At 45.8% G+C, this 24,581-nt stretch carries 21 protein-coding genes; 6 read left to right on the top strand and 15 right to left on the bottom strand.

Annotated elements, in window-relative coordinates; all coding sequences use genetic code 11:
- Nucleotides 1–12: 12 nt before the first annotated feature.
- Both ACN6NF_RS01520 and ACN6NF_RS01515 read right to left on the bottom strand, forming a co-directional pair.
- Nucleotides 13–1,509 carry a sensor histidine kinase gene (locus ACN6NF_RS01520; RefSeq protein WP_474314517.1) on the bottom strand — a complete coding sequence of 499 codons (1,497 nt, stop codon included), beginning with the start codon at nucleotides 1,507–1,509 and terminating at the stop codon, nucleotides 13–15.
- Nucleotides 1,506–2,192, bottom strand: a complete 687-nt coding sequence (locus ACN6NF_RS01515; RefSeq protein WP_474314516.1) for a response regulator transcription factor — start codon at nucleotides 2,190–2,192, stop codon at nucleotides 1,506–1,508. Before ACN6NF_RS01515 ends, ACN6NF_RS01520 begins: the two co-directional genes overlap by 4 nt.
- 290 nt (nucleotides 2,193–2,482) lie before the next feature.
- Here ACN6NF_RS01515 and ACN6NF_RS01510 point away from each other — a divergent pair, with 290 nt between their 5' ends.
- The 5 genes from ACN6NF_RS01510 (at nucleotide 2,483) to ACN6NF_RS01490 (ending at nucleotide 8,210) form a co-directional block, all read left to right on the top strand.
- Nucleotides 2,483–4,828 carry a glycosyltransferase family 39 protein gene (locus ACN6NF_RS01510; protein ID WP_474314514.1) on the top strand — a complete coding sequence of 782 codons (2,346 nt, stop codon included), beginning with the start codon at nucleotides 2,483–2,485 and terminating at the stop codon, nucleotides 4,826–4,828.
- A gap of 17 nt (nucleotides 4,829–4,845) precedes the next feature.
- Nucleotides 4,846–5,937: a glycosyltransferase family 2 protein gene (locus tag ACN6NF_RS01505; protein ID WP_474314512.1), complete on the top strand. Its 1,092-nt coding sequence runs from the start codon at nucleotides 4,846–4,848 to the stop codon at nucleotides 5,935–5,937.
- Nucleotides 5,938–5,940: 3 nt separating this feature from the next.
- Nucleotides 5,941–6,363, top strand: coding sequence for a GtrA family protein (locus tag ACN6NF_RS01500; RefSeq protein ID WP_474314511.1), 423 nt, complete (start codon nucleotides 5,941–5,943; stop codon nucleotides 6,361–6,363).
- Nucleotides 6,360–7,241, top strand: coding sequence for a UTP--glucose-1-phosphate uridylyltransferase GalU (galU, locus tag ACN6NF_RS01495; RefSeq protein WP_474314508.1), 882 nt, complete (start codon nucleotides 6,360–6,362; stop codon nucleotides 7,239–7,241). Before ACN6NF_RS01500 ends, galU begins: the two co-directional genes overlap by 4 nt.
- Nucleotides 7,242–7,382: 141 nt before the next feature.
- Nucleotides 7,383–8,210, top strand: coding sequence for a class I SAM-dependent methyltransferase (locus tag ACN6NF_RS01490; RefSeq protein WP_474314506.1), 828 nt, complete (start codon nucleotides 7,383–7,385; stop codon nucleotides 8,208–8,210).
- 165 nt (nucleotides 8,211–8,375) lie between these two features.
- Here ACN6NF_RS01490 and ACN6NF_RS01485 read toward each other — a convergent pair whose 3' ends face one another.
- The 11 genes from ACN6NF_RS01485 to ACN6NF_RS01435 all read right to left on the bottom strand — a co-directional run bounded on the left by ACN6NF_RS01485 (nucleotide 8,376) and on the right by ACN6NF_RS01435 (nucleotide 21,906).
- Nucleotides 8,376–9,122, bottom strand: a complete 747-nt coding sequence (locus ACN6NF_RS01485; RefSeq protein ID WP_474314504.1) for a glycerophosphodiester phosphodiesterase — start codon at nucleotides 9,120–9,122, stop codon at nucleotides 8,376–8,378.
- A 90-nt stretch (nucleotides 9,123–9,212) separates the two neighbouring features.
- Nucleotides 9,213–10,274 carry a hypothetical protein gene (locus ACN6NF_RS01480; RefSeq protein WP_474314503.1) on the bottom strand — a complete coding sequence of 354 codons (1,062 nt, stop codon included), beginning with the start codon at nucleotides 10,272–10,274 and terminating at the stop codon, nucleotides 9,213–9,215.
- Between the two features lie 24 nt (nucleotides 10,275–10,298).
- Entirely contained in the window at nucleotides 10,299–12,194 is a 1,896-nt protein-coding gene (locus ACN6NF_RS01475; protein ID WP_474314501.1) for an HSP90 family protein, read from the bottom strand.
- A 413-nt stretch (nucleotides 12,195–12,607) separates the two neighbouring features.
- Nucleotides 12,608–14,122 (bottom strand): arabinosylfuranosidase ArfA, encoded by a 1,515-nt coding sequence (gene arfA, locus ACN6NF_RS01470; RefSeq protein WP_474314499.1) that lies wholly within the window; start codon nucleotides 14,120–14,122, stop codon nucleotides 12,608–12,610.
- 182 nt (nucleotides 14,123–14,304) lie between these two features.
- A complete protein-coding gene (locus ACN6NF_RS01465) occupies nucleotides 14,305–15,894 on the bottom strand; it encodes a S8 family serine peptidase (protein WP_474314498.1) in 1,590 nt (529 codons plus the stop codon).
- Nucleotides 15,895–16,040: 146 nt separating this feature from the next.
- Nucleotides 16,041–16,823 (bottom strand): muscle M-line assembly protein unc-89 Uncoordinated protein 89, encoded by a 783-nt coding sequence (locus ACN6NF_RS01460; protein ID WP_474314497.1) that lies wholly within the window; start codon nucleotides 16,821–16,823, stop codon nucleotides 16,041–16,043.
- A 97-nt stretch (nucleotides 16,824–16,920) separates the two neighbouring features.
- A complete protein-coding gene (locus ACN6NF_RS01455) occupies nucleotides 16,921–17,196 on the bottom strand; it encodes a peptide maturation system acyl carrier-related protein (protein WP_474314494.1) in 276 nt (91 codons plus the stop codon).
- A gap of 13 nt (nucleotides 17,197–17,209) precedes the next feature.
- Nucleotides 17,210–18,334, bottom strand: coding sequence for a TIGR04066 family peptide maturation system protein (locus ACN6NF_RS01450; protein WP_474314492.1), 1,125 nt, complete (start codon nucleotides 18,332–18,334; stop codon nucleotides 17,210–17,212).
- 11 nt (nucleotides 18,335–18,345) lie between these two features.
- Nucleotides 18,346–19,800 (bottom strand): Cys-rich peptide radical SAM maturase CcpM, encoded by a 1,455-nt coding sequence (gene ccpM / locus ACN6NF_RS01445; protein WP_474314491.1) that lies wholly within the window; start codon nucleotides 19,798–19,800, stop codon nucleotides 18,346–18,348.
- A gap of 73 nt (nucleotides 19,801–19,873) precedes the next feature.
- On the bottom strand, nucleotides 19,874–20,059 hold the full coding sequence (locus ACN6NF_RS01440) for a CLI_3235 family bacteriocin precursor (protein ID WP_080710748.1): 186 nt from the start codon (nucleotides 20,057–20,059) through the stop codon (nucleotides 19,874–19,876).
- Nucleotides 20,060–20,169: 110 nt separating this feature from the next.
- Nucleotides 20,170–21,906 (bottom strand): ABC transporter ATP-binding protein, encoded by a 1,737-nt coding sequence (locus ACN6NF_RS01435; protein WP_474314488.1) that lies wholly within the window; start codon nucleotides 21,904–21,906, stop codon nucleotides 20,170–20,172.
- A gap of 216 nt (nucleotides 21,907–22,122) precedes the next feature.
- On the opposite strand from ACN6NF_RS01435, the gene ACN6NF_RS01430 reads away from it, so the two are divergent.
- Nucleotides 22,123–22,710 carry an RNA polymerase sigma factor gene (locus ACN6NF_RS01430; RefSeq protein ID WP_474314485.1) on the top strand — a complete coding sequence of 196 codons (588 nt, stop codon included), beginning with the start codon at nucleotides 22,123–22,125 and terminating at the stop codon, nucleotides 22,708–22,710.
- A 93-nt stretch (nucleotides 22,711–22,803) separates the two neighbouring features.
- Here ACN6NF_RS01430 and ACN6NF_RS01425 read toward each other — a convergent pair whose 3' ends face one another.
- Together ACN6NF_RS01425 and ACN6NF_RS01420 are read right to left on the bottom strand one after the other, a co-directional pair.
- A complete protein-coding gene (locus tag ACN6NF_RS01425) occupies nucleotides 22,804–23,658 on the bottom strand; it encodes a carbohydrate ABC transporter permease (RefSeq protein WP_474314482.1) in 855 nt (284 codons plus the stop codon).
- Between the two features lie 18 nt (nucleotides 23,659–23,676).
- A complete protein-coding gene (locus ACN6NF_RS01420) occupies nucleotides 23,677–24,561 on the bottom strand; it encodes a carbohydrate ABC transporter permease (protein ID WP_474314479.1) in 885 nt (294 codons plus the stop codon).
- Between the last annotated feature and the right edge of the window lie 20 nt (nucleotides 24,562–24,581).

Raw genomic sequence — 24,581 nt, 5'->3', positions numbered from 1 at the left:
TAACCTGCGATACTATACCGTCCCTGCTAAAGGCAGCGTTACTTTAAATATACTCCCCGTTCCCAGTGTGCTTTCAGCTGTAATGCTCCCACCGTGAGCTTCCACGATCGATTGTGTAATAGCCAGACCAAGGCCCGCTCCGCCTGAGCTGCGTGTACGCGATTCATCTCCACGATAAAATCGCTCAAATATCCGCTCCAGCTGTTCCTTCTCCATGCCGGGTCCATTATCACGAATTTGAATATCTGCCAGTTTCTTACCAGCCGATAGGTTGACATGGATCACGCCCTTCTCCATATCGGTATGTTGAACAGCATTGTGAAACAGGTTAAGCACGACTTGTTTGATCTTATCGCCTTCTGCCAATACCCGTACACCTGCTGTCATATCAAAAACTACCTTACGTGTGCCCGCCAGCATAAGGAGCTGCGGTTTCATTTCCAGCAGCAATGCATCTAGTGATATGTCTTCCAGCTTCAACTCCGGTGTTCGATCCAGCTTAGCCAACAATAGCAAATCAGAGACAAGCTTATTCATCCGCTTGGATTCACCATACATACTCTCTAGTGCTGATTGGAGCTGCTTTGGATTGGATGCTGCTCCACGAAGCAGCACTTCCAAGAAACCGTGAATGGATGTGAGCGGGGTACGCAGTTCATGGGAGGCATCCGCAATAAATCGTCGCATTTGCATCTGCAATTCCCGCTCGGCAGCAAAAGAATGCTCCAACCGCTCCAGCATTCCATTAAATGAAACTGCCAAGCGATCTACCTCATACTGACCCTGCTCTGCGTCAAAGCGCTCGTCCAAATTGCCCGCATCAATACGTTTGACTGCCTCGACCATTCTGGAGAGGGGCACCAATGTGCGGCGAAGCACAGGAAGCATAAGCGCCAAACCAATCGCAAGTGCAATCAGAGACAATAAAATAAAGGTGCGAAGTTGATTGATCAGCTGCTCTTGCATGGAATTTGTGGATACGCCCATTTGAAGTAATCCTGACGAACGGTCTGGTGGACCTAGCGGGCGAAACACAACCAGTTGCTCCTTTCCCTGAGCATCCGTAATTAATTGATAGCCATGACGCATGCGCTTGCTCTGCTGCATTGCTTGATACTGCTGAATGGTGAGGCGCGGCGGTTGAAGCCCATTTATGTTGGACAAGCTCTGAAAGGTGCCGTCTACACCTATAGAAGCAAGCGACATATCCGGCCAAAACAGAAACGGTCCCGGTCGATTACTTCTCCGATTGGTCTCATTCTGAGGGATGGTAACCCCACCCCCGCTCTTTTCATGCGAATCCTTAATTAATAAGTCGGCAGGAATTGAATTCAGCTGTGTATCCATAGCTTCCGCCCGACTGCGATACAAAAAATCCTTCATTAGAAAGTATTGGAGAAAACCGATCAATACGAGCAATAAAGCCAAAATGAGTAAGGTTCTGGCCAAAAGCTGAGACCGGAGAGAACGAAGCGCATATTTTCTCCGACTTTTCCCTCCCGCCTTCATAATAGATCCACTCGGTACCCAACACCACGCAGCGTCCGAATGACCCGATGCTCCTTATCTTTGAGTTTTTCACGCAAGGAGCGAATATACACTTCCACAATATTATCCTCGCCCCCAAAGTCGTACCCCCATACTCGGTCCAAAATTCGACTTTTACTCAGCACAATTCCGTGATTCAACACCAGAAACTTCAATAGTTCGTATTCGGTAGGCGATAGCTCCAGCACCTGACTCTGATAGCGAATCTCCTTCCGTCGGTCATCCACTTGAAAGGGTCCGTGAACCACTTCTCCCAACAGGTCAGGGAACTGATTTCGCAAACGCGCTTCGATGCGAGCCAGCAACTCATTGAAACTGAAGGGCTTTACGATATAATCATCCGCGCCGAGCTTGAGTCCTTTTACCCGATCATCCACATCATCCTTAGCTGTCAGCATAATGACTGCGATGTTTTCCTCTGTCTCCTTAAGACTTTGGCATACCTCAAAACCGTTCATTTCAGGCATCATCACATCCAGCACCGCTACATGCGGACGAAACTCTCTAGCCAGTTCGAGCGCTGCACTCCCGTTCTCGGCGGTTCTGACTTCATACCCTTCATTAATCAGTCCAAGCTCTAAAAATTGCAAAATATGAGGCTCATCGTCCGCCAGCATTATCTTAACTCCATGTATTGGATTCATTAATAATCTTCCCTTTCATATTGCTGCATTTTTCTCACATTAAAAGTCGCTTCATTTTCACCTGTATCTAATAATACCTGAATCCTGCCGTAAAAAAAGCACCTCTCCTCAGCTTTCAGCTAACGTTCAGGGAGCGCTCAGAACTCATTAAGGTACGTATGGCAAGATAATAGCAAGCCGGTAGTTCACCGGGCCAAGATCGGAAGCGGCTGGTCATTCCGCAGTCCTGAAGATAGCGGCTAGAACAACGGAATAAAGACAAAGAAATTCTCACAGGGAGTGGAATGAACATGATTAAGAAATGGTTTAAGACCAGGGCGGACATCCCCCTGATCATCATTATGCTGATATCCACATTTTTGAACGGATACAACATCTGGCAAGACAAGTACGTTAACACTTACTACACGACGGCGGTAGCAAGCATGCTGCAAAGCTTTCACAATTTCTTTTTCGCCTCACTTGATTCTGCAGGATCGGTAACGGTAGACAAACCGCCTGTGGTGTTCTGGATTCAGACGTTGAGCGCCTATATATTCGGGCTTCACGGATGGAGCGTGATCCTGCCGCAGGCGCTGGCTCAGGTCGGATCAGTCTTACTCGTTTACTTACTCGTTAAACCGAGCTTTGGAACACTGGCCGCACGCTTGGCTGCCTTCGCCATGGCAACAACACCGATAGCCGTAGCGGTTAGCCGCACGAATAACATTGACGCTATGTTGGTCTTCACATTATTGCTCGCAACTTGGCTAATGTTCAGAGGCCTTAAAAATAGCAAAACCGGGCTGATCCTGGCTGCTTTCGCAGTCGTCGGCGTCGCCTTTAACGAAAAAATGTTGCAAGCCTATATGATCGTTCCGGCGTTGGGCCTGTTCTATCTGTTAGCTTCCAAGTATAACTGGAAACGAAAAGCAATAACGTTGGCAGGATCGGCAGCGGTCCTCCTGATTGTATCGCTCTCTTGGGCAGTCATAGTGGATTCCACTCCGGCCGATGAACGTCCTTATATGGGGAGTAGCGGAACCAACTCTGTACTGAATTTGGCCTTCGGTTATAACGGCCTGTCCCGCCTGACAGGAGATCAGGGAACAGGTGGCAATCGTGGCGGTCAACGCTCAGAGCAGAACAACAACGCTGTAACGAATAGCAACAATACGAACACGGATCAGATCCAGACGACTCCATCATCCGACAGCACTACCACTACGGATGACTCTGGTTCCAACAACATGACAGCAGACAGACCTGGTGCAGGTGGTCAAATGCCACCGGGCGGATTCGAGGGGAACGGACAAGGCGCTCCTGGTGGAGACGGACAGGGTGGTCCTGGTGGTGGCCCGGGTGGAAATTCCGGTGGCGGCATGTTCGGTACTGGTGAAAAGGGGCCTTTGCGGTTGTTCCAATCTTCCCTATCAGGCCAAGCCAGCTGGCTACTTCCGTTCGCAATCATTGCTTCTATCGGCTTGCTTGCCGGTATTCGACGCCGTAATATCACACAGAAACATAAAGAGGTTATCTTCTGGCTCGCCTGGTTGATTCCCGTAGCTGCATTTTTCAGCGTAGCAGGTTTCTTCCATCATTATTACCTGATTATGCTTGCACCACCGATTGCAGCGCTCTTTGGAGCAGGATTCGTAGAATTGTGGCAGCAATATCGTGAGCGTTCCAACTGGCTCTCCTGGCTGTTACCCGTGGCAGTATTGGCAACATCGGTATTTAGCTGGTTCGTCCTGCAAAATTACAACGACACCATTGGCAGCGGCTGGTCCATCGCGGTATTGATCCTAGGGATCATCGGCACAGCACTCCTGGTGGTAGCACGAATGAAATCCGAGAAGTCCACAAGATATGCCATTATTGCAAGTATACTCGCTATGTTTATCGGTCCTGTGTACTGGGCATTGACACCAATCGTCTACGGGGGGAACAGCATGATTCCACAAGCTGGACCAACTCAATTTGGCGGCGGCGGTGGCGGAATGCCAGGCCGCAATGATGGCAACAGAGGTTCAGGTTTCAATGGACAACAAGCTGAAGGAATACAAGCGAATAACCAGAACAATAATGCAAACAATTCCAGCTCTGACGGAAATTCTTCAAACACACAAACAAGTACTGACACGGAACAGAGATCTTCTACCCGCTCCAGAGGGATGGGAGGCCCGAACGGCAGTCAAAGTTTAGATCCAAAAACGTTGAGCTACTTGCAAAAAAACAACACAGGTGAAACCTACCTTTTCGCAGCAAGTAATTATTCAACAGCCGCTCCTTACCTGATCGAAGCCGGACAAAAGGTAATTATTATGAACGGTTTTGTGTCTTCCGATCCGGTCTATACCGTCGATAAAATCAAGGCGCTGGTTGAAAGTGGGCAAGTGAAATACTTTATGATTTCTGGTGGCGGCGGTGGACCGGACGGCGGCAACTCCGAAGTCAATGCATGGATTAAGGAACACGGCAAAGAAATCCCTACAGATGAATGGAAAACAACAACAGGAGAAACAAGTACATCAGTTAAAGCAACCGACAGCGGAAACGACATCACAAACAGCAATGCGAGCGCTCAGGATGGTCAAGGTGGACCTGGCGGAGACGAGCGTGGTGGTAGCGGTACTTTATACGAAATCACATTATAAATGAGGAGGAACTACGAATGAGTGAACCAATCCTTTATTCCATAGTTATTCCAATGTACAACGAGGAAGCCGTTATTACGGAAACCTATCGGAGGCTGAAACAAGTCATGGGCTCAATGGGTGAGCCCTACGAGTTGATCTTCGTCAATGATGGAAGTTCGGACCGCAGCGTCCAGCTCATCAAGGAATTCAGTCTCAGAGATGACACGATTGTATTGATTGATTTCTCTCGCAACTTTGGTCATCAGCTAGCTATTACCGCCGGGATGGATTATGCGGTGGGAGAGGCGGTCGTCGTCATTGACGCCGACCTCCAGGACCCGCCGGAACTGATCGTTGAGATGGCTAACAAGTGGAAGGAAGGCTATGAAGTCGTCTACGCCAAACGGCTCAAACGCAATGGCGAAACTCGCTTCAAGAAATGGTCTGCCAGCCTCTTCTACCGCGTACTTAAAGCATCAACGGATATTAATATCCCGGTCGACACCGGGGACTTCCGCCTAATGGATCGCAAGGTCATAGATGAATTGAAACGGCTGCCGGAAAATAACCGATTCGTACGCGGTCTGGTCAGTTGGATCGGTTTTAAACAAACCGCTGTTGAATATGAGCGCGATGAGCGGCTCGCAGGTGAAACCAAGTATCCGCTAAAACGCATGATCAAGCTCAGTCTCGACGGGATCACATCCTTTTCGATTAAGCCGCTCAAGCTGGCAGGGTATATCGGCGCTCTTCTATCCATGTCCGGCTTCCTATATCTGATGTATGTATTGTTTCTTAATCTTTTCACCGATTCCTATGTGATGAAAGGCTGGTCATCCATGATTAGCATCAGCCTGATCTTCGACGGGGTGATTCTGATTATTCTCGGTATTATGGGTGAATATATTGGACGGATTTATGACGAAACCAAAGCGCGTCCACTCTACATTGTCCGTGAGCGTCTGGGTGGACAATACGATAACGGTCCGACGCATGCTATGAAGGCTCCTGAACAGCGCGACTCCCTGTACATGCAAGGAGCCCGTGACAGCCTGATTTCGGGTGCACGCACAGTACGCGGCAACAGCGCGGTATATAATGGACCCAAATCCGGTCATGGAGCCTAACCCATGAAAAATCGCATGACCCAGCTGCTTCCTATGATCCGATTTGGCATCGTAGGTCTGGTGAATACGGGTGTAGATTATATCATTTTTATGCTCCTGGCTTGGACCGGAGTGCCGGTCGTGATGGCGCAGATCATTTCGTACAGCTGCGGCACAGCCAACAGTTATATTTTGAACAGCAAATGGACATTCAGCGAACAACAAGCAAACAACACAAGCAAAGGTCAATTACTCAGATTTATCGTGATCAACCTCATCGTATTGGGGATAACCTCCTTATTACTGCAAGTGCTTCACACTAAAACCGAGCTGCCGCTTGCTTTAGGCAAGTTGATCGCCACTGCAGCCGGAATGATTATCAATTATATCGGGAGCCGATACTGGGTATTCGGTTCCCCAGCCCGAAGGGAAAGTGAGTTTCTATGAGAAAAATTACAAAAGCCGTTATTCCTGCCGCCGGTTTAGGTACCCGTTTTTTGCCAGCTACGAAAGCTTTGCCAAAAGAAATGCTTCCCATCGTAGACAAACCAGCGATTCAATATATCGTAGAAGAAGCCATCAAGTCCGGAATTGAGAGCATCATTATCGTTACGGGGCGTAATAAAAAAGCCATCGAGGATCATTTTGACAAGTCTGTAGAGCTGGAGCAAGTACTAGAGAGCAAGGGTAAATATGATCTCCTGCGTGAAGTACAAAGCATCGGGGGCAAAGCAGTCATTCATTATATCCGTCAAAAAGAACCCCTCGGCTTGGGACATGCAGTGCGCTGCGCCCGTCAGTTCATTGGCGATGAACCCTTCGCCGTTTTATTGGGCGATGATATTATGAACTCCTCCACTCCGGCGATTCGTCAAATGATGGATGTATACGAAGCCACTGGCAAGCAAGTGGTTGGCGTGCGTACAGTGGAAGAACAGGATGTAAGTAAATACGGCATTATTGACTCTATCCACCAGAATGGTCTTATTCACGAAGTCGGCGGACTTGTTGAAAAACCCGTTCCAGCAGATGCTCCTTCGCGACAGGCGGTCATTGGTCGCTATGTATTGGAGCCTTCCATTTTCTCTATATTAGAGAACCTCTCCACTGGAGCGGGCGGTGAATACCAATTGACAGATGCTCTGCATCAAGTAGCATTGCAGGGCCAACTGCTCGCATTGGAACTGGAGGGCACACGCTACGATATTGGTGATAAAGCCGGCTATCTGGAAGCGGTGCTCCACATGGGCATGCAGCGCGAAGATTTGCGTCCAATGCTTGACTCCATGATGCGAGAGTGGGCGCTTGCTTCCATGATAAAATAGGCAAGTTTCCTCCACCAAAATCCGATGATGTTGTGAAATCACGAAAGTAGCTGGTTAAGCACATAAACTTGTACAATATAAGAGTACAGAGCATCGGAATTTGTTCGGTCGCCCGGCCGAAGCTAAGGAGGAAAAGGCCCTATGATACCTGAGGGAAATCTGCAAAGTAATGTGGATCGTTTCAATGGCTTTGCCGACAACTACGATCAGCACCGTCCAGAAGCGCCATCACTCGTGGTGGAAATCATCAGCCGCTATCTGGAACGGAACGTAGAGCTAGTTGCCGATATTGGCTGCGGTACCGGACTTTCAACCTTCATATGGAAAGACAGCGCTCGTCGAATCGTCGGCATCGAGCCTAACCTGGACATGAGAGGAATAGCGCAGCGCAAGCTGGAGAGAGCAGGAACGACAATGACAGGAACCATTTCCTTCGAAAGCGGGTTCTCCAACAACCTGCCCTTTGAGGACGGCACTGTAGATGTCATCACCTGTTCTCAGTCCTTTCACTGGATGGACCCCGAGAGCACACTCCATGAAGCAGGCAGGGTCTTGGCACAAGGCGGCGTGTTCGCAGCCTTTGACTGTGACTGGCCTCCTGTGCTGCAATGGCAGATAGAGCAAGCTTATACAGAGCTTATCACCAAAGCTGATACCGTTTTGGAACAGGAAGCTCCTGTAGAGCAACAGGCTCATAAATGGAGCAAGGATCAGCATCTAGCTAATCTGTATCATAGCGGACAATTCCGCTATATTAGGGAGATTGTTTTTCACAATCGTGAGCAATGTGACGCTGCTCGTTATACTGGGCTCGCTCTTAGCCAGGGAGGAATTCAGAGCCTGTTCAAACTTGGCAATCTAACGCTTGACGACGATATAGCCCGCTTCGTGAAGCTGGTTGAGAATCATTTTGAAGGCAGAACACTGGATATTCTGTTCAGCTATCGTATGAGACTCGGCATCAAGTAGAACGGAATCAAAATCGGCGTGATGATATTCACTTCGGCTCAAGCCAAAAAAACTCTCCTTGTCTCGTGAAAGCGAGTACGTAGGAGAGTCTTTTTTCTTCAACACATAGCTACAACTATTTCCGTACAATCCCTAGTAGTCGCTTAGTTTTACTGCGTCTTCCACTTAGGATGAGTGGACAGCTAGAAGGTGCGCCAACCGATCAGGATAGTCTGTGATGATGCCGTTCACTCCGGCTTTCAGCAGACGCTCCATCTCTTCCGGCTCATTCACCGTCCATGGATGGTAGACGACACCTAATGCCAACGCCTCAGACACCGCTTCTGGTGTAACCACTTGCTTGTAAGCATGAAGTGCTGTAACCCCGAACTGGGTTGCATACTCCGATGGGCGAACCATAATCTCAATATACAGCGCTCCCGTCTTGATCTCGGGAGCAAGCTGTGCACAGAGCGCGAGCGATTCGTGATTGAAGCTGGATAAGATCACCCGCTCTTCCAATCCGAAACGCTTCACAGTGGCAATGACCTCTTCCTCCATCCCCGGATAGAGATGAATGCTATTTTTCAGTTCCAGATTAATAATGGTATCTGAGGACTGTGCCAGTTCCAGTAACTCATCCAGCAGCGGTACCCGCTCGCCGCGGAATTTCTCATCAAACCAACTGCCCGCATCCAGTTTATTCAATTCTTCCAGCGTAATATCTTTTACATCCAGTAGGCAACCTGTCGTGCGCTCCAACGACTCATCGTGAATCAGCACCAAATGCCCATCTTGGGTACGCTGCACATCCGTTTCAATACCTGTTGCTCCCAGTTCCAACGCGTGGCGGAAAGCCACCATCGTATTTTCAGGACATACCCCCGAAGCTCCGCGATGTGCAAAATTAATCACCTTCCGGGTCATAGTCACGATCTAATCCCTCCTGTCATTTCTAACAAGAACATTGTACTCGTTCATTGTTTGGGCTGTATAAAATATTCGCCACAACTGCCTGTTCCTCTAAGCTGGTTGAACAATCTTCCCGATCCAATCCGAATAAAATGTATTTCCGTTCCGTCGATCAAATTCGGCTGCTGCTGACTCTGCCAGAGGTTTAAAATATGCGATGATTTCTTCTAATGTACGTTCCTGTTTGCCCCATTCAAAAGATGCAGGCATCCGAATCAAACGAAGTTTTCTCGAAGTATCCAGCTTTTGCAGCAGCCCCACCATTGCTGCGTAAAAATACATTTGCTCCAATCCGCTCTCATAGTCCAATGCGATGTGCAAATGGCGTTCCACCACTCCGATGCCTTCAATCGGATTGGCAACCGTCAAATACTCAATATGCTCTGCGATCGTTTTCAGGAAGTCTCTGTCATCACGAACCAGGCGATAGCCTTTCTGATGCTGCTCCTTCGCCTGATCAACCTCGCCTTGACGATACAGCGGCAATAGCACCTGCGAGAGCGTCACATGCGGCACTTCTGCACATCTCATCCGTCCCGTTAAAATCGGTTTCGCCACGGCAAGCGCCTGCTCGTCTTCTCCGGTCAAGTAATAGAACCGCACCATCTGGCTCTGCTCACAGGCATCACAATCACTCATGCTGTCTGGCTCAATCACGCGGAACATATCCAGATACCGCCGCGCTTCATCCAGTTCCCCCATGTCCATCGCGATGCGGAACTTATAATAGTAATATGGACGCTCATTATACCCGTATTCGGCATAACGTCTGCGCATATCCTCTACCAGATCTTCGATTTGTGTCTTCGATATATTGGAAAAGCTGCACACCTTCCCGAGTATCCACTTGTAATTCCACAACAGCTCAACGGGGTCGTATTCCTCTGGATTTTGGTCAAATTGACCCAACTGCCATGAAAAAGCAATCAATGACTTCAATGGATATCCGTTAAAAATAGCGCAGTCTACAATCTCTCCCCGAATTTCATAAGCGAGCTCCTTCAAACCTGAAGTATCCGCCAAGCGAACAGCCTCTTCCAGAATCGCCAGCTTTGCCGCCCCTCCGGGCATATCCTGGGCCTGCTCCATCAATTCATATATCGTCTCTTCCATTTGAATCCTCCTCTAATTACGCAATTACGTATTCTGCCCGTTCCCTAATCCCCAATTGATAAAATGCAGCACACTCCGGTTCATCAGCCCCAACTCACTGCGGTTCATCGGATAGTGACCCATCATAAGTGCATTCACATACATCATTTCTGTCGCAGCCGTAATCATCTGTGTATCAGTAGCTTCAAAAATTCGCGCCACTACCGGGTTGTTGAAATTAAAATACAAGGTCGAGTAGCCCGCATTCTGCTGGACTCCCGCTTTTAGACTATCAAGCACATTGGAAAAAAGTGAAGTCGTCTCTTCAACTGTGTGTTCCATGGAGCGCAAGGTTAGTGCATCCTGTGAAATGGTGTACAGCACAGGCAAGCTCGCAGGCTCAAAACGCTTCAACTCAGCACGGCAACGCATCGGCTGCAAAGCAGCATCCATCACACGCAGCACACCGTAATACTTTGTATGCTCTTCCTGAGTCAGTCCAGTAAATGAAAGAGATACATCTTCAGGGCTAAGTCGCTCGGTTTGCAGGGAAGCATCAATCCAGTGCAGCTTATCCAAAATTTCTGCATCATAGATATATCCGCCATTGATCACCAGCATCGATTGCGCTGCCGCCACATGCGTAATCTGACGATACTCATCCACGGTCGCCGTGTAATGGAGCGGACGTCCGCCCGCCTCTCGGATCAGTTCACTCAGCTCGCGCCGCCCAAATGTACTTTCGAAGGAAAACCAGCGATGCATAATCCGCAGAAATTCATCATCTTCGACCGCGAGCGCCTTCATGGACAGCTCGTGCAAACGAATCCAGTGCTGCAAGCGGTCTGGCTCATATTCCGCCATGCGTAGCAGTTCTTCGCGAATACAGGTCCCCAATTCAGAACGAACCACATCAAGCTGCTCATTTTCATAAAAATATTCACGTGATGCCGTTGGTTGCAATTCATCTGTCCAAATCAGGCTTTTAATGAAAAATGCCCATTCTGGCAATACATTTTCCGCTTTGTCAGACACGAGCATATGCTTCAGATACACCCGATGCAGCCGCTTGCTGTTCAGATTAACACTGCGAGGCAAAATGAATGCAATCCCGCCTGTTCTACCCGATGCTGTCCGCAGCGGTATAAAATCACTGAAGCGCTCACCCATCAGGCGATAGCCTAAATCTAGCACTTCACCGCGGCGACTCCGTAATTGTTCCGTGTCTTGCATCCAACTTGTCGATGGAAGATTGACCTGCTTAGTCTCCCCGTCTACAGACAGCAGGACAGGATAGGGCAGCAAAGCCCCATAATAAAATAAGGAATCTTTCACCTGCGCTGGCTCATAATAAAACTCGCTCCCTGGCTTGCAGCGCAAATAAATTTGCGTCCCTGTAGGCAATTGGGTCTCTAATCGACGAATCCTATATGTCCCATCCGGCTTCCCTCTCCATTCCATAGAAATGCCTTCCTTCGCCGAACGGGTCAGTACTACAATCTCATCGCTCACCATAAAACAAGACAGCAAACCAATCCCAAAACGTCCGATAAATGAAGTCTCCGAGGTCAGCAAATCAGCTCCCTTTTTGGAAGACTGGCCAATGATCGACAGAAACCGATGAATGTCTTCTTCCGACAATCCGATCCCGTTATCCTGAATCATCAACACCTGCTGGTCCCCGGCACCGGATAGCTCTACGATGACTTTGCCTTCATAGTCGTTACTCTCAGAAGCTGTATCTTCAAGGACATTGTCTTCTTTCAATGATCCACTTTCAGCTTCAGTGCTCCGTAGCTCCTTGCGAGCTGTGATCGCATCTGTTGCATTTTGTAGTATTTCACGTATAAACACTCGTGGACTGCTATATAAATGATTGGCCAAAATATCGATCATGCCGCCCAAATTCACTTGAAAACGATATTCGTCTGTTTGACTCATAGAGTTCATTCCTTTCTCGAAATGCTACAGCCATCTTTTTTTAAAAATAGCTATCTTTTAAAGTATAACGTGGATTCAAGTCGGATTACACACCCTCGTTTCAGATATCAATTCATTGACAACGGTATAACAGGGTCTTTTTTCACCCGGGAATGTCGGTCTTGGGTCTAATTAACTTCACAAAAATGAATGAAGCACGAACACTTAGTGAATAAGGATCATCTTTTCCTAGTTAAATTTAGGAATAAACATAATATTTATTAAAATTATTCCTTCCTTTCGAGCACTAGATCGATGGAGGGACAAATGACTCATTTTATACAAAAAGCCCGCATTCCTGCTCTTGTAGTAGCCTTACAAGAGAGAATGCGGGCTTAATAGGCATAGCCTAGTCCATTCTTTTATGAAGAGAATTAATGAGACTTAGCAAGACGGATCACGTTCCACGAGGCTTTACCCAAATGAGCTTTTACAATTCCGTCTTCAAGCTTGGCATTGCCACCGTTATGAGGCGTAACCTTTTCACCAGCTGGGCTGTTGGTCGCTTTGAGATCATCATGCTCCAGCACAGTATGCTCGACAATGCGGTAACCCTCAAAACTGCGTACATCTACCGTCAGCTCCAGCGATTCAGACAAGTGACGGTTCACTGCGAAGACCGTCAGCGCGTCTCCCTCTTCATCATAAACCACAGCGCTATCCAGGTAAGGAATATCTGTAAAGTCTTTGGAGTCGTATTTTTCAGAGTCCACTACAGGCATCAGCGATATTCCACGACCATAACGGGAGGCATGCAGATACGGATAGAAGATCGTTTGCTTCCACGCTTTTCCGTTATTTTCGGTCATGATTGGTGCAATAACGTTGACCAGTTGAGCCATACAAGCCATTTTTACACGGTCCGCGTGACGCAAGAACGTAATCAACATGCTGCCGACCAACAATGCATCTTCAAAGTTGTAGATATCCTCAAGCTGCGGTGGTGCCACAGACCATGGATCAATTTTTTTGTCCGCATCGTTGGAGTGGTACCACACATTCCATTCGTCAAAGCTGAGCATCATTTTTTTCTTGCTGCGTTTCTTCGCTTTGATATAATCACAAGTCGAAATAACGGTATGAATAAAATGATCCATGTCCATGGAACGTGCCAGATAATTAGCCGTATCGTTATCATGGTTGCCATAGTATTGGTGCAAGGAAATATAGTCGGCTACCTCATACGTATGATCCAATGTGGTTGCCTCCCATTCCGGGAACGTCGGCATCGTGGAGCTGGAGCTTCCACAGGATACAAGTTCAATGTCAGGGTCAATCAGCCTCATGGCTTTTGCAGATTCTACAGCCAGACGACCATATTCCTCTGCTGTCTTGTGACCAATCTGCCATGGACCGTCCATTTCATTGCCAAGGCACCAGGTTTTAATCTTATGTGGCTGCTCTACACCGTGACTACGACGTAAATCACTCCAATAGGAGCCCCCTGGATGGTTGCAATATTCCACCAGATTACGCGCCGCATCAATTCCACGCGTACCCAGATTTACCGCCATCATCACTTCAGAGCCAACATCCTTGGCCCATTTAAAAAATTCATTCGTCCCTACTTCATTCGGTTCGACCGTTCTCCACGCCAGCTCTAACTGTCTAGGTCTGGATGCGACAGGGCCAACGCCGTCCTCCCAATTGTAACCGGATACAAAATTACCGCCCGGATAGCGTATAATAGGAACATCTAGTTCTTTTACCAGTTCTTTAACATCATTTCGGAAACCGCTTTCATCACTGGTTGAATGAGTAGGCTCATAAATACCACCATATACAGCACGCCCGAGGTGCTCTACAAAAGAACCATAAATGCGTTTATCGACTTCAGCAATACGAAAAGACTTGTCTACGATCATCTTTGCTTTTACAGCTGCTGCCACCTAAACCATCCTCTCTGAATGCGAAAATAAAATTTGTTGTACCTAAAGCTAACAAGCCATTTTATTAACGCTTTCAATATAACACACCATAATTAACATAGTCAATATTATTATTAAATACTTAATATATATATTAATTAAATAATATTAAACGATAAGTATTTGGTTACGTATTTTATATATCAGTTTACCAGTAGCTGCTCTAAATTTGTATAAAAACGATCTATAACGTCCACATTTAAACCCGTAAGGGCCCATTCTTTCAAATCTCCCTGCTCTGTCCTCATAAATATTTGAATACTCTCAGCTTCTGGTACGGACATCAAAGAAAGCTCAATATCAATCCCTGATATATCTTGCTCTCTGCTCCAAACCGGAACATCCTGCTCCTCTATACACAAAATGACAATATCCGTATACGCACTATAAGCCATTGCCCCGGCAGCGATTATTAATGCCTGTAATCCATGGATTGCAGCTTTAAGAGGCAAATACTCCATATCATGCAGCATAGCGGTAGGCTGGTCTACCACGATCCAGCTTTGATATCCATCTCGGGCAAAGAAATCTCTCAGCACATGCAAAAAATATAGGATATCAATCTCCTTGCTATAATACATGCAAATAAGCGGAATGTGAGAAGCTTCTATCGCAATCGCCTCCTCCTGCTTTATAAAGAAATGATCCTCCTGCTGCCACCAGCGCAAATGGTCAGATAAAAAAGGCGGGGCAGGAGTGTGGCGTTGACTTGTAGAGATATAAACGACATGTTTTCTATAACGCACAGCCAACTGCTCCACTTCCTGCAACTCTTCTGGTTCCATTGTGTCCAGCAAGACAATCGTATCTGTCAGATTTTCACTCCGTCTTCCCGTCCTAAATGCTGAATCCAACTGTTGCTCTTGCTCCTGGAGAATCGCTTGTTCGATAAATGTAGCTACTTTTGTGCGAGGAAGTTGGGCTTCATATGGGGTCTGAAAATAATAAGGTGCTACCGAGCCAACTACGCCCTCCCCCTTAAACACATGGGCACGTCGTATCCAATCTGGATGTTTGTATTGGATTACAGGTAAATCCGTATCCTGTATCGGACGGTAGCTATTCTCATACAAAATATATTTTAGCTTCTCTATAGAAGGAACATGCTTGGACTGCTGCAAAGCTTTACACACCTGGGCCGTAACGAATGGAGTGGCATAGCTATTGCAATTGGAGCAGAGCACAATCCCTCCCGTTGAATCTACCAGTTCATGTCTGGCAAAAGCGGTAAATTCAATACCACTTGAATAAGCTTTTTCAGCATCATATGTATATTGCCCTGCCATAAGTATGCCGCTTCGGTCACAGCGTACTCCAATCACATTAGCAAAAGAAGCCGGATAAGTAAGAAGCCCCCCGTTTTGTGCAGCACATACCATAATCACTCCTGCGTTAGCTGCAACATTTACAGCTTCCCGCAGCCTACCTCGATCTCGGTAATTTATGCTTCCCAGGCTCATATTCGCTACCTGTACCCCATGCTTTACACACCAATCCAGTGCGGCACAAAGCTGCACCGCATTTCCTTTCCTATCGTTCATTATTTTCACACTGCTAATGATTGCGTCCGGAAAATACGTTTGTACAATAGCAGCACACAGCGTACCGTGATTTAAACGACGTCCATCTGCTACGCCTCCATGTGCTATTTCTACATCATATAATAAATGAGTGTTCAGGAAGTCAGCATTCACCCCATCGTCAATGATGGCTACATGGATCTTAGCATTCATCGTTTCTCCCCCTATCCTTTTGGATCGCAAAGTGATTCTCACTGCTCTGTACCGTTTCATTAAGTAAGAGAAGGATGCCTCTACGAACGCTAGCGTTCGTCCGAAAGCACCCTCCTAATTAGCCTACTATGCGCTTAATAACCGGATCAGACCGCAATATTCACCTTCGTGCCTGCCATCTTGTCCTCGTTCTTAGCCGAATCCTGATAGGCATTGATTTCTTGTTCAGTCCACACTCTGCCAGCCTCTGGATATGGTTTCTTTCCACCCTTTGGCTCATCCTGTTCTGTAATCGCCGGTGCATTATTCGCGGCTTCACTGATGCGCTCATTAATACTCGCAGCGATTCCCATAATTTTTCCGTCAAGCCCTTCTGCCTTCTCACGCAAAGCCGCTGATTTTGCAGGGTTAGTGCTTTCCCAGCCCTTAGCCTCGCTTCCCAATGTGATTTGTGCCATTTTAGCTATTTTGGCATTCTTCAACTCATTGTTTGCAGATACTATACCATGCATGGTATAGGTGATCAGATTTTGCCTCTGTTCCTCTGCAGTCTTCGGTATATATTGTTCCTTTTTACCTTCCTGAGCCTCTTTTTTACTGTCCTCATCCATGCCTAAAGCTTTTTTTTGTTCTTCCAGTGACTGTTTTTGAATGTTCTCATCAATTTGCTGAATCTGCTTATCGATCTCCTCCATTTCAGCCTTTACAGCTTCTGGACCGAGACCACGCTTGAGGGCATTACTTACATAGTCCGAACGCCTCTCCATTAAATTTTGCTTTTGCTCTGTCAATTGTTGAATAATCTTGTTTTGCGGCTTGCCTATACTCTTTCTTTCAGCCTGCGCGGAAAGTGGATGCCGTAGTTCAAGTCGGTTGTTATCTGCGGTGCGGAACGGCGATTGGTGAGATGATGTAAAAGATACATTCATCCTAAAACCTCCAATTCTCTTCTAATAAGTGATTCTAGAGGTATATCGGATTCTTTTGTATGTTTTTGTATGTTTTATCATCATTTTCACAAATCATTCATTCCTTTTCCACTGCCAAGCAGTCCTTTATCGTCTCGCACAAGCTGTTATATGTAAGCAACCCCCCTTCCAATATACGCTCTTCCGGAATTCGGATCGCGAAGCTTTTTTCCACCTCAAAGAATAGATACACCAGATCTCGGGGAAACAGCCTCATTTCTGGTCCCAATAAAGTAGCCTCTTTATTGATCTCGCTCGCTTTGATGTTAAAAAGTTCCCCAAATATATTTTCCAGCTTAGCTCGTGTTTCTGTTACATCCTGAGTAAAGTTCATATTTTTCCCTCCATTAGAACTGAGCTACATGATGATCGACCGAAAAATAGTGTAAAATGTCTTCCGTCAGCTTGCCCATATCCTCATCGCTAGACAGATTGAGTATAGGCACGGGATAACTGGAAAACTCTTGTTTTTTCTCTTCCACAAAACGAGGATCAACAGAAGCATATTGCAAATTCACCGTGGAAGAAGAATAGCTATCGAATACATTGTTACTCAAGGCGTATCCCAGCAATGAAGAGGAAAAGCGATTTTCCATGTATTGTTTGACATGCTCCAGGTATTTTAGATTATATTCATCATAATGAAGACAACAGATCAGCCCATCGGGTCTAACTGCACGGGATGCCAAAAATGAGGTCACCCCAAAATAATTGGTGAACGTGTTATTAAAAGGGACAATCCCACCTGGGATACCAACGAGTATCAAATCAGGCTTTTCGCTCTGCTCTATTTTTTTCAAATAGCGATTAAACATGATAATCTTCTGCGTCTCAGTCATACCGCCCTCAAACATAAACTGCGGGAAAGAATGTGCACCTATCAGTTCTCCGCATCCGTTAGATGTCACTTGCGATACCTGATATCCTTGTGCTTCAAGCTTCTGCCGAATGCTAAGCTGCAAATGAAGCTTGTGAGTTCGCTCGTTCAGACCTATTACAAACAGAACTGGTGTAAAAAAATCATGAATGGCGGAAGACGGGTCCGGCGGTGAAATATGTTCTGTGCGCACATCAAATGTATTTTTTAATATCAGCTTATAATCATGCCCTTCACAGGGTTGAATATGTTCCATACATGAGTCTGGCAAAGTGAAATTACACATGATTTTTTTGCCAAGTTGTCTAGCCTTCTTGATCACTGGGAGATACACCTCAGCTACATCCAGCTTGAAGTTAGATTGTACCAGTAAAATGTCATCACAGCTCTCTAATTCCTGTTCCAAGCAAGACACCGGCTTCACGATAAGGCCTGTTACTTGTCCCTTGTCCACCACACAGGCATCTTTCCCGATCATACCCGATCCTTGAAACGAAATAAGTACAACTTCCCCATAACTTCCTAATAAGTTCAAGTTTCTAACCAGAGCTATCGTTTCATAATCAAATGGAAAAATGATTAATTTATTCGTCATGGAGACACCCCTCATGCTTTTTCAAAATCAAGGATCGTATCCTCGGAGAAATCATAGCCCAGCTCATTCATCATGCAAAAATCAAGTAAGGTATGTCTGATATCATTTTTAACTACAGAGCAGTGACTCAGCTTTTTTTCTTTAGACAAGGTATGCAGATCATCTGCTACAGCCACACATAGCGTACAAAAACGGAAGTTCCAGCAGTTTTTGCATGCATCCTCCGTAACCGTCCCTACATTTAAAATTCGGCTGACTTTATCCACTTCAAAGCCAGTGTCCACCTTTCCAATCTGCACGACCTCCGACTGCTCACTCACCCGTTCACACGGAAACAGGTTTCCATTTACATCGGCAAACAGACGCTGAACACCGGGCACACAGGGTCCGCCATGATGCGCTTCTATAGGCATCCCCGCCGAAGGCTTTCTATAATGAAACATTCGGAAATAAATCTGAATATAATAGTCCTTAATCAATTTGGACACATGGCTTTCATCCACTCTTCCAAACTTGGAAAGCATCATTTTAAAAACCTCATAGCCCCTCTGCTCAATAAATTCATTTCTGTACAAGATTTCATCCTTCACATAAGCATCATTAATGTAGGATGACCTCACACTGTACAGACTTTCGAACGTTTCATAGTTCGTATAAAAGTCATTAATGCAACCAAAATCATTGCGAGTATCCAAGACCACATTAAAATTGATCCATTCGAAGAGGGCTGGGTAATTGCTTTTAATTTTGTTCACATTGGCAATGATCGTATCGAACGAGCCCCGTCCGTTAACAGCAAACCGTCTGTTTCTGTCATGGTTCTCCTGATCTCCGTCCAGACTGATCGTCAGCACAAAACGATGCTCATCCAAAAAGTCCAAAATGTCGTCATTAAGCAGCGTACCATTGGTCGTCAAATGAAAGCCCACATCTCTGTATGCTACCTGCTCCTTAATATATTCAACACATTGCTTGATCAAAGGAAAATTAATGAGCGGCTCTCCCCCATAAAAGCCAAAGTCCAAGCGGTCACTGTCTACTGAGCGATCAATGACAAAATCAATACACTTGCGTGCTGTCTCAAAATCCATCATCAGACTGGTATGACCCCGATTCTCATATCCTCCTGAATAAACACAATAAGAGCATCTGAGATTACAATTTTGAGTGACCTGCAAAGTTAGGGTCTTCAGCTGATGCTGAAGCATATGCTCCAGATGTTTCGTTTTGGGGTGCATCATAATCTGTGGGCGCTGTGAAGATAAAAATCCGTTATCCAACAAGTCACGGATATACTGCTGCAATTCCGGTGTAGCTTCCATCTCATTCAGGTCGAAGCTGGAATGCGAATTCAGAAAATGGTAAGCCTCCTCTTTAATCCGTAAGATTAAATTGGTATTTACATCATATACATAATGGTGGAGTCTTGTCTGAAACGTGTATATAAAAGGTTGGCACATGTTCATGATTCACACCTACTCTGTTTTGATGTAGATAGAAGAGCCTGTAATGTCCAGGCTCCTCCATACAAATACAAGCTTAATAATTACCAATTCCCGTTCCATTATCTCTGCGATAAGAACCGTCACTTTCTCGCGATGTATTGGAGCTTCGAGTCAAACTGCCAGCGCAATAACAGGAGCAAGGACAATAACAGGAACAACCACAGCCAAATGCCTCAATCGTGTCGCCTACGTTCGCACTTCTTTTCACAAGCTTACGCATGTAAAACTACTCCTCTCATTTTTTAATATGATTAAAACGGGTGTTCACCCATACTAATTCCTTACATGGTGTTAAATCACACGATGAAGGTGTTTGTTTTTTTCATCATTTTATAGAACCTCTTCTTTCTCTGACACCCACCTTCTGTATTCCGCATGACAGGTCATAAAATGTGAATGTGTTCCGATTTGGAGTGGCTTGCCATTCTCTAGCAAAATAACTCTATCGACATGCGCTAATATGTCGCTGTGATGGGTAACGATCATTACGGTCTTGTCACGCAATCGGGTCTTTAACAATTGTTGGACATTTAGCCTGGCTGTTGCATCCAAATTGGAAGTCGCCTCATCGAGAATATACAATGGCGCTTCCCTGACCAGTGCCCGGGCCATGGCTATTTTCTGTCTTTGTCCTCCCGACAGCTTGGAGCCATTGGAGCCTATGGGAAAGTCATCTGCGAAGCTGTGAACCAAATCTTTCAGACCAACCTCCGCGATAATTTCCTCTATTGTCCCATTAGTGGCTTCTGTACCTAAGCGGATATTTTCAAAAAAAGTAGCGTCAAATAAATATACCTGCTGGCTGACCAAGGCTATCTGACTTCGATACTCATCTATTTCATAGCTTTGAACGTCAATGCCTTCATAGGTGATCATTCCCTGATCAGGCTGACTGAACCTCATCATCAAATCCAGCAGCGTAGACTTCCCCGACCCATTTGCTCCTATGATAGCTACCTTTTCTCCCCGGGCAATCCTAAAGTTCACATCGGATAGGATAGGTTCATCCTTGGTATAAGAAAAAGAAACATGATGAAACGAAATGTGATCCTCAAGAGGCGGCTCAGTGAGTACAGACGCAGCAGGGACTGAATTAGATGTCTCTTCCTCTGCCCAATCCAAAAACTGATAATAACGCACGGCAGAAGGAACAACTTCGGCCAGCATATAGCCAATGTTTAAAATAGCGAAAATAGGAGTGGTGACATAAGCACTGTAAGAAACAAAGGCAAAAATGCCACCTATAGTGAGCTGTAAACGAAAAATAAGATTAGCTCCAACAACGTACACAAGCATCATCAGGAGCTGAATTAAAATCGATTCCGAAGCGATATTCCACGCATCCAGAAGAGACAGTTTTCGTTCTGAATCTACAATTCGCCGTTGTTTGGATGAGAACTGTTGATGCTTACGGGGGGTAAGACCAAACATCCGCTGTTCCTTCATACCTCCGATTGATTCCCCAAACCACTGGGCAAAATCACTGCTGCCTTCAATCAAATCCCCCACCAATCTTTTTCTGCGCTTCACAAAATACTTCACCACAACATATTTGATAGGCAAAAAGCACAGCACAATTACAGTCATTTTCCAGCTAATAAGCAGTAGACCAAATAAACCACCAATCATGCTGAACGCTTGCATAATAGTAAAAAACACTCCACTATCTGTGATCCTCGATACATTGCCTACATCTGTACTAATCTGGTTCAGCAGTTCTGCTTCATTGGTTCGGTTAAAATAGCTCATTCGAACTCTTGTCAGATGCAGGTACGCCTTTTCAAATAAGGAAAAGGTAACCTGTGCGCTTAAGCCTGCCCGGAAAGATTCTTTATACACATGCAGCATCTTGTCCAAGCAAACAATGAAGAACGCAGCAGAAGTGTACAGGACTACAGCCTGCATATCTCCTTTTAAGAGACCTTGATCCACAATAATCTTACTTGTCAAAGGCAACAACATATTCAAGCCTGCTGATACGATAAGACAGGCCACAATGATCACAACTGTCTTCAAATGAGGTTTAAAGGTTGCTGCCAAGCGTTTGTATACTACAGAATCCTTCATCCTTTCCCCCCTTCAGCTGATGCGCCCTCTCCCCCTATTAACTAATTCCGTATCGGAATCAAAATCACCTTAAAATATCTCTTAACTGTTCTAGTAATTCCACATTTGCGAGATTAAATATGATTTTTGTCATTCTTCAAAATTGGTATTAATGTATACGATTGGAACATGTAAAAGTCATTTATCTTTTTATCCGTCCAAAGGGGGCTTGAACAAATGCCAACCACGATGGTTACTGACTGTTGCAAAGAGGATCAATGCAGAGGTAGTTCCAGATGCTTTTACAAAAAAATTTGTGAATTGTATCTGAGAGAGGTATATCGGTTCTGTATGCATTTAATCAAGAATCAATCTTGTTTTAAATTTATGGCAGAAGAATGTACACAAGATACTTTTGTAGCGGCAAGACAGCAATTGGTCAAGCTCAAGCATCACCCCAATGTTAAGGGATGGCTGTACCTTACGGCTAAGAATCTCATATATAAATCATTTAGGTGCTACTATACGCAAAGGAAGCATGAAACTACGCTTGAATGTGAGAAAATATGTGGTTTTTCGAATTCGGTAGAGGAGGAGTGGGAGAATCAAAAGTTGGAAGATGTGGATACGGTTATGGTTAGCATATTGACGCAGCTTTCCAACATTGAATATACGCTCTATCAGGACTACTTTTGTCGACAAATGCCTGTATCCTTCCTCGCTGACAAATATAAGATTTCAGTTACAGCGACAACGACTCGAATCTACAGACTGAAAAGAAAAATTCGTACATTATCCCATCAATATTGTCTAACTCATATATAGATATCCATATAAAGCAAAAAAAGCGGAGCTTCTCTCCTAAAGAGAAGCTCCGCTACTCGTTCTGGTGACTAAACTTGCTTTCACCCTATACCCCTACTTAATTCCCGAAATTGTATAATTCTCGATAATATACTTTTGGAAAATAATGAAGATAATCATAATCGGAACGACCATGAAGGTCGAACCTGCCATTTGCAGGGCAAATTGACTTTCGTTCTGTCCCTTGAGCAGTGACAGACCAACGGACAGGGTGTACAGCTTTTCATCGTTCGCAATAATGAGTGGCCATAAGAAGCTGTTCCATCCGCCGATAAAGGTCAGGATCGCCTGTACCGCGATAATCGGCGTCGAAATGGGCAGCACGATTTGTAAAAAAGTGCGGAACTCCCCTGCTCCATCAAGTCGTGTCGCCTCCAGCAGTTCTTCCGGGATATCGGACATGAACTGCCGGAAGAGGAAGATCGCGAACGCGCCCACCAATCCAGGAAGGACAATCCCCAGCATGGAGTTGGTCAACCCCATCTGGTTTAGAATCAAATAGACGGGAATCATCGTCACTTGACCTGGAATCATCATGGTTGCCAGCACCAGATAGAACAGAAAGCCTTTGCCCTTAAACTGGAATTTGGCAAAACCATAGCCCGCCATGGCATTAAGGAATAATCCTAAGAAGGAAGCTAAGACAATGATCAGCGTATTTGTCAGATAGGTTCCAAACGCCATGCTATCGAATAGGATTTTAAAATTATCCAGTGTAAAATGCTCCGGCCAGATGGTTGGAGGAATTTTGGTTACCTCGCCCTCTGTCTTAAAGGAGGATAAAATCATCCACGCAAAAGGCAGCACCATCAACAGACCTCCCACAGTCAGGAGAATCGCCACGAACCATTGAAATGTTTTTTCACCACTGCGCGTATTGGCGCGGGCTTGCTGAACAGCTGTTTTCACGTTCATCACCTCTCTCTATCAGGACTCCGCTTTATTTTGCAAACGGAACTGAATCAGCGTTACCGCAATGATCGCGAAGAACAGAATGAACGATCCCGCCGCGGCATAACCGAATTTACTAAATTGGAAGCCGTTATTGTAAATGAACAGGGATGCCGTCAGCGTGCCGTCCAGCGGTTTCCCTTTGGTCATGACAAAAGGTTCCTCGAAAAATTGCAGCCAGCCGATCATCGTCGTGATGGACACGAAGAAAATAGCGTAACGAAGCTGCGGAAGCGTAATATAACGAATTTGCTGCCATGTATTGGCTCCGTCAAGCTGTGCTGCTTCATAATAAGAGCCCGGAATCCCTTTAATAGCCGCAATAAAAATAATCATATTTAGGCCGATGCCCCGCCAAACCGCTAACACAATCAGCGAAATTTTCGCTACTGTTGGATCGGTCAGCCATGGGACGGGACCTAAATTCACCAGACCAAGTACGTAGTTGAATAACCCAAGCGTCGGGTTATACAGATAGCTCCAAACCACTGCGACCGCAACCACATTCGTTACGGACGGCAGATAGAACACGACGCGGAATACTTTGAAAGCACGTGATTTACCCATGTTAATCAGAATCGCGATGCTAAGCGAAAATATCAGCACCAGCGGAACGCCAATGATAACAAAGAACAACGTATTCCCCATGGACTTCAAAAAGGAAGGGTCCAAAAGCACGTTCGTGTAATTTTCCAATCCTATAAAGCGAATACTTTCATAATTAACGAGTCCGGACAGATCCATATCCGTGAAGCTGATCACGAGCGCCAGTAGTATCGGCAATAACGAAAACAGCGTTAACAGGATGATGGAGGGACCGATAAACAAGTATGGCGCAAGCTTCTGCGAGCTTCCTTTCATGCCTTCACTCCCTTTGACAA

It is taken from the genome of Paenibacillus sp. TSM33 (assembly GCF_056099025.1).
This window is presented reverse-complemented; position numbering and strand designations above follow the sequence as displayed.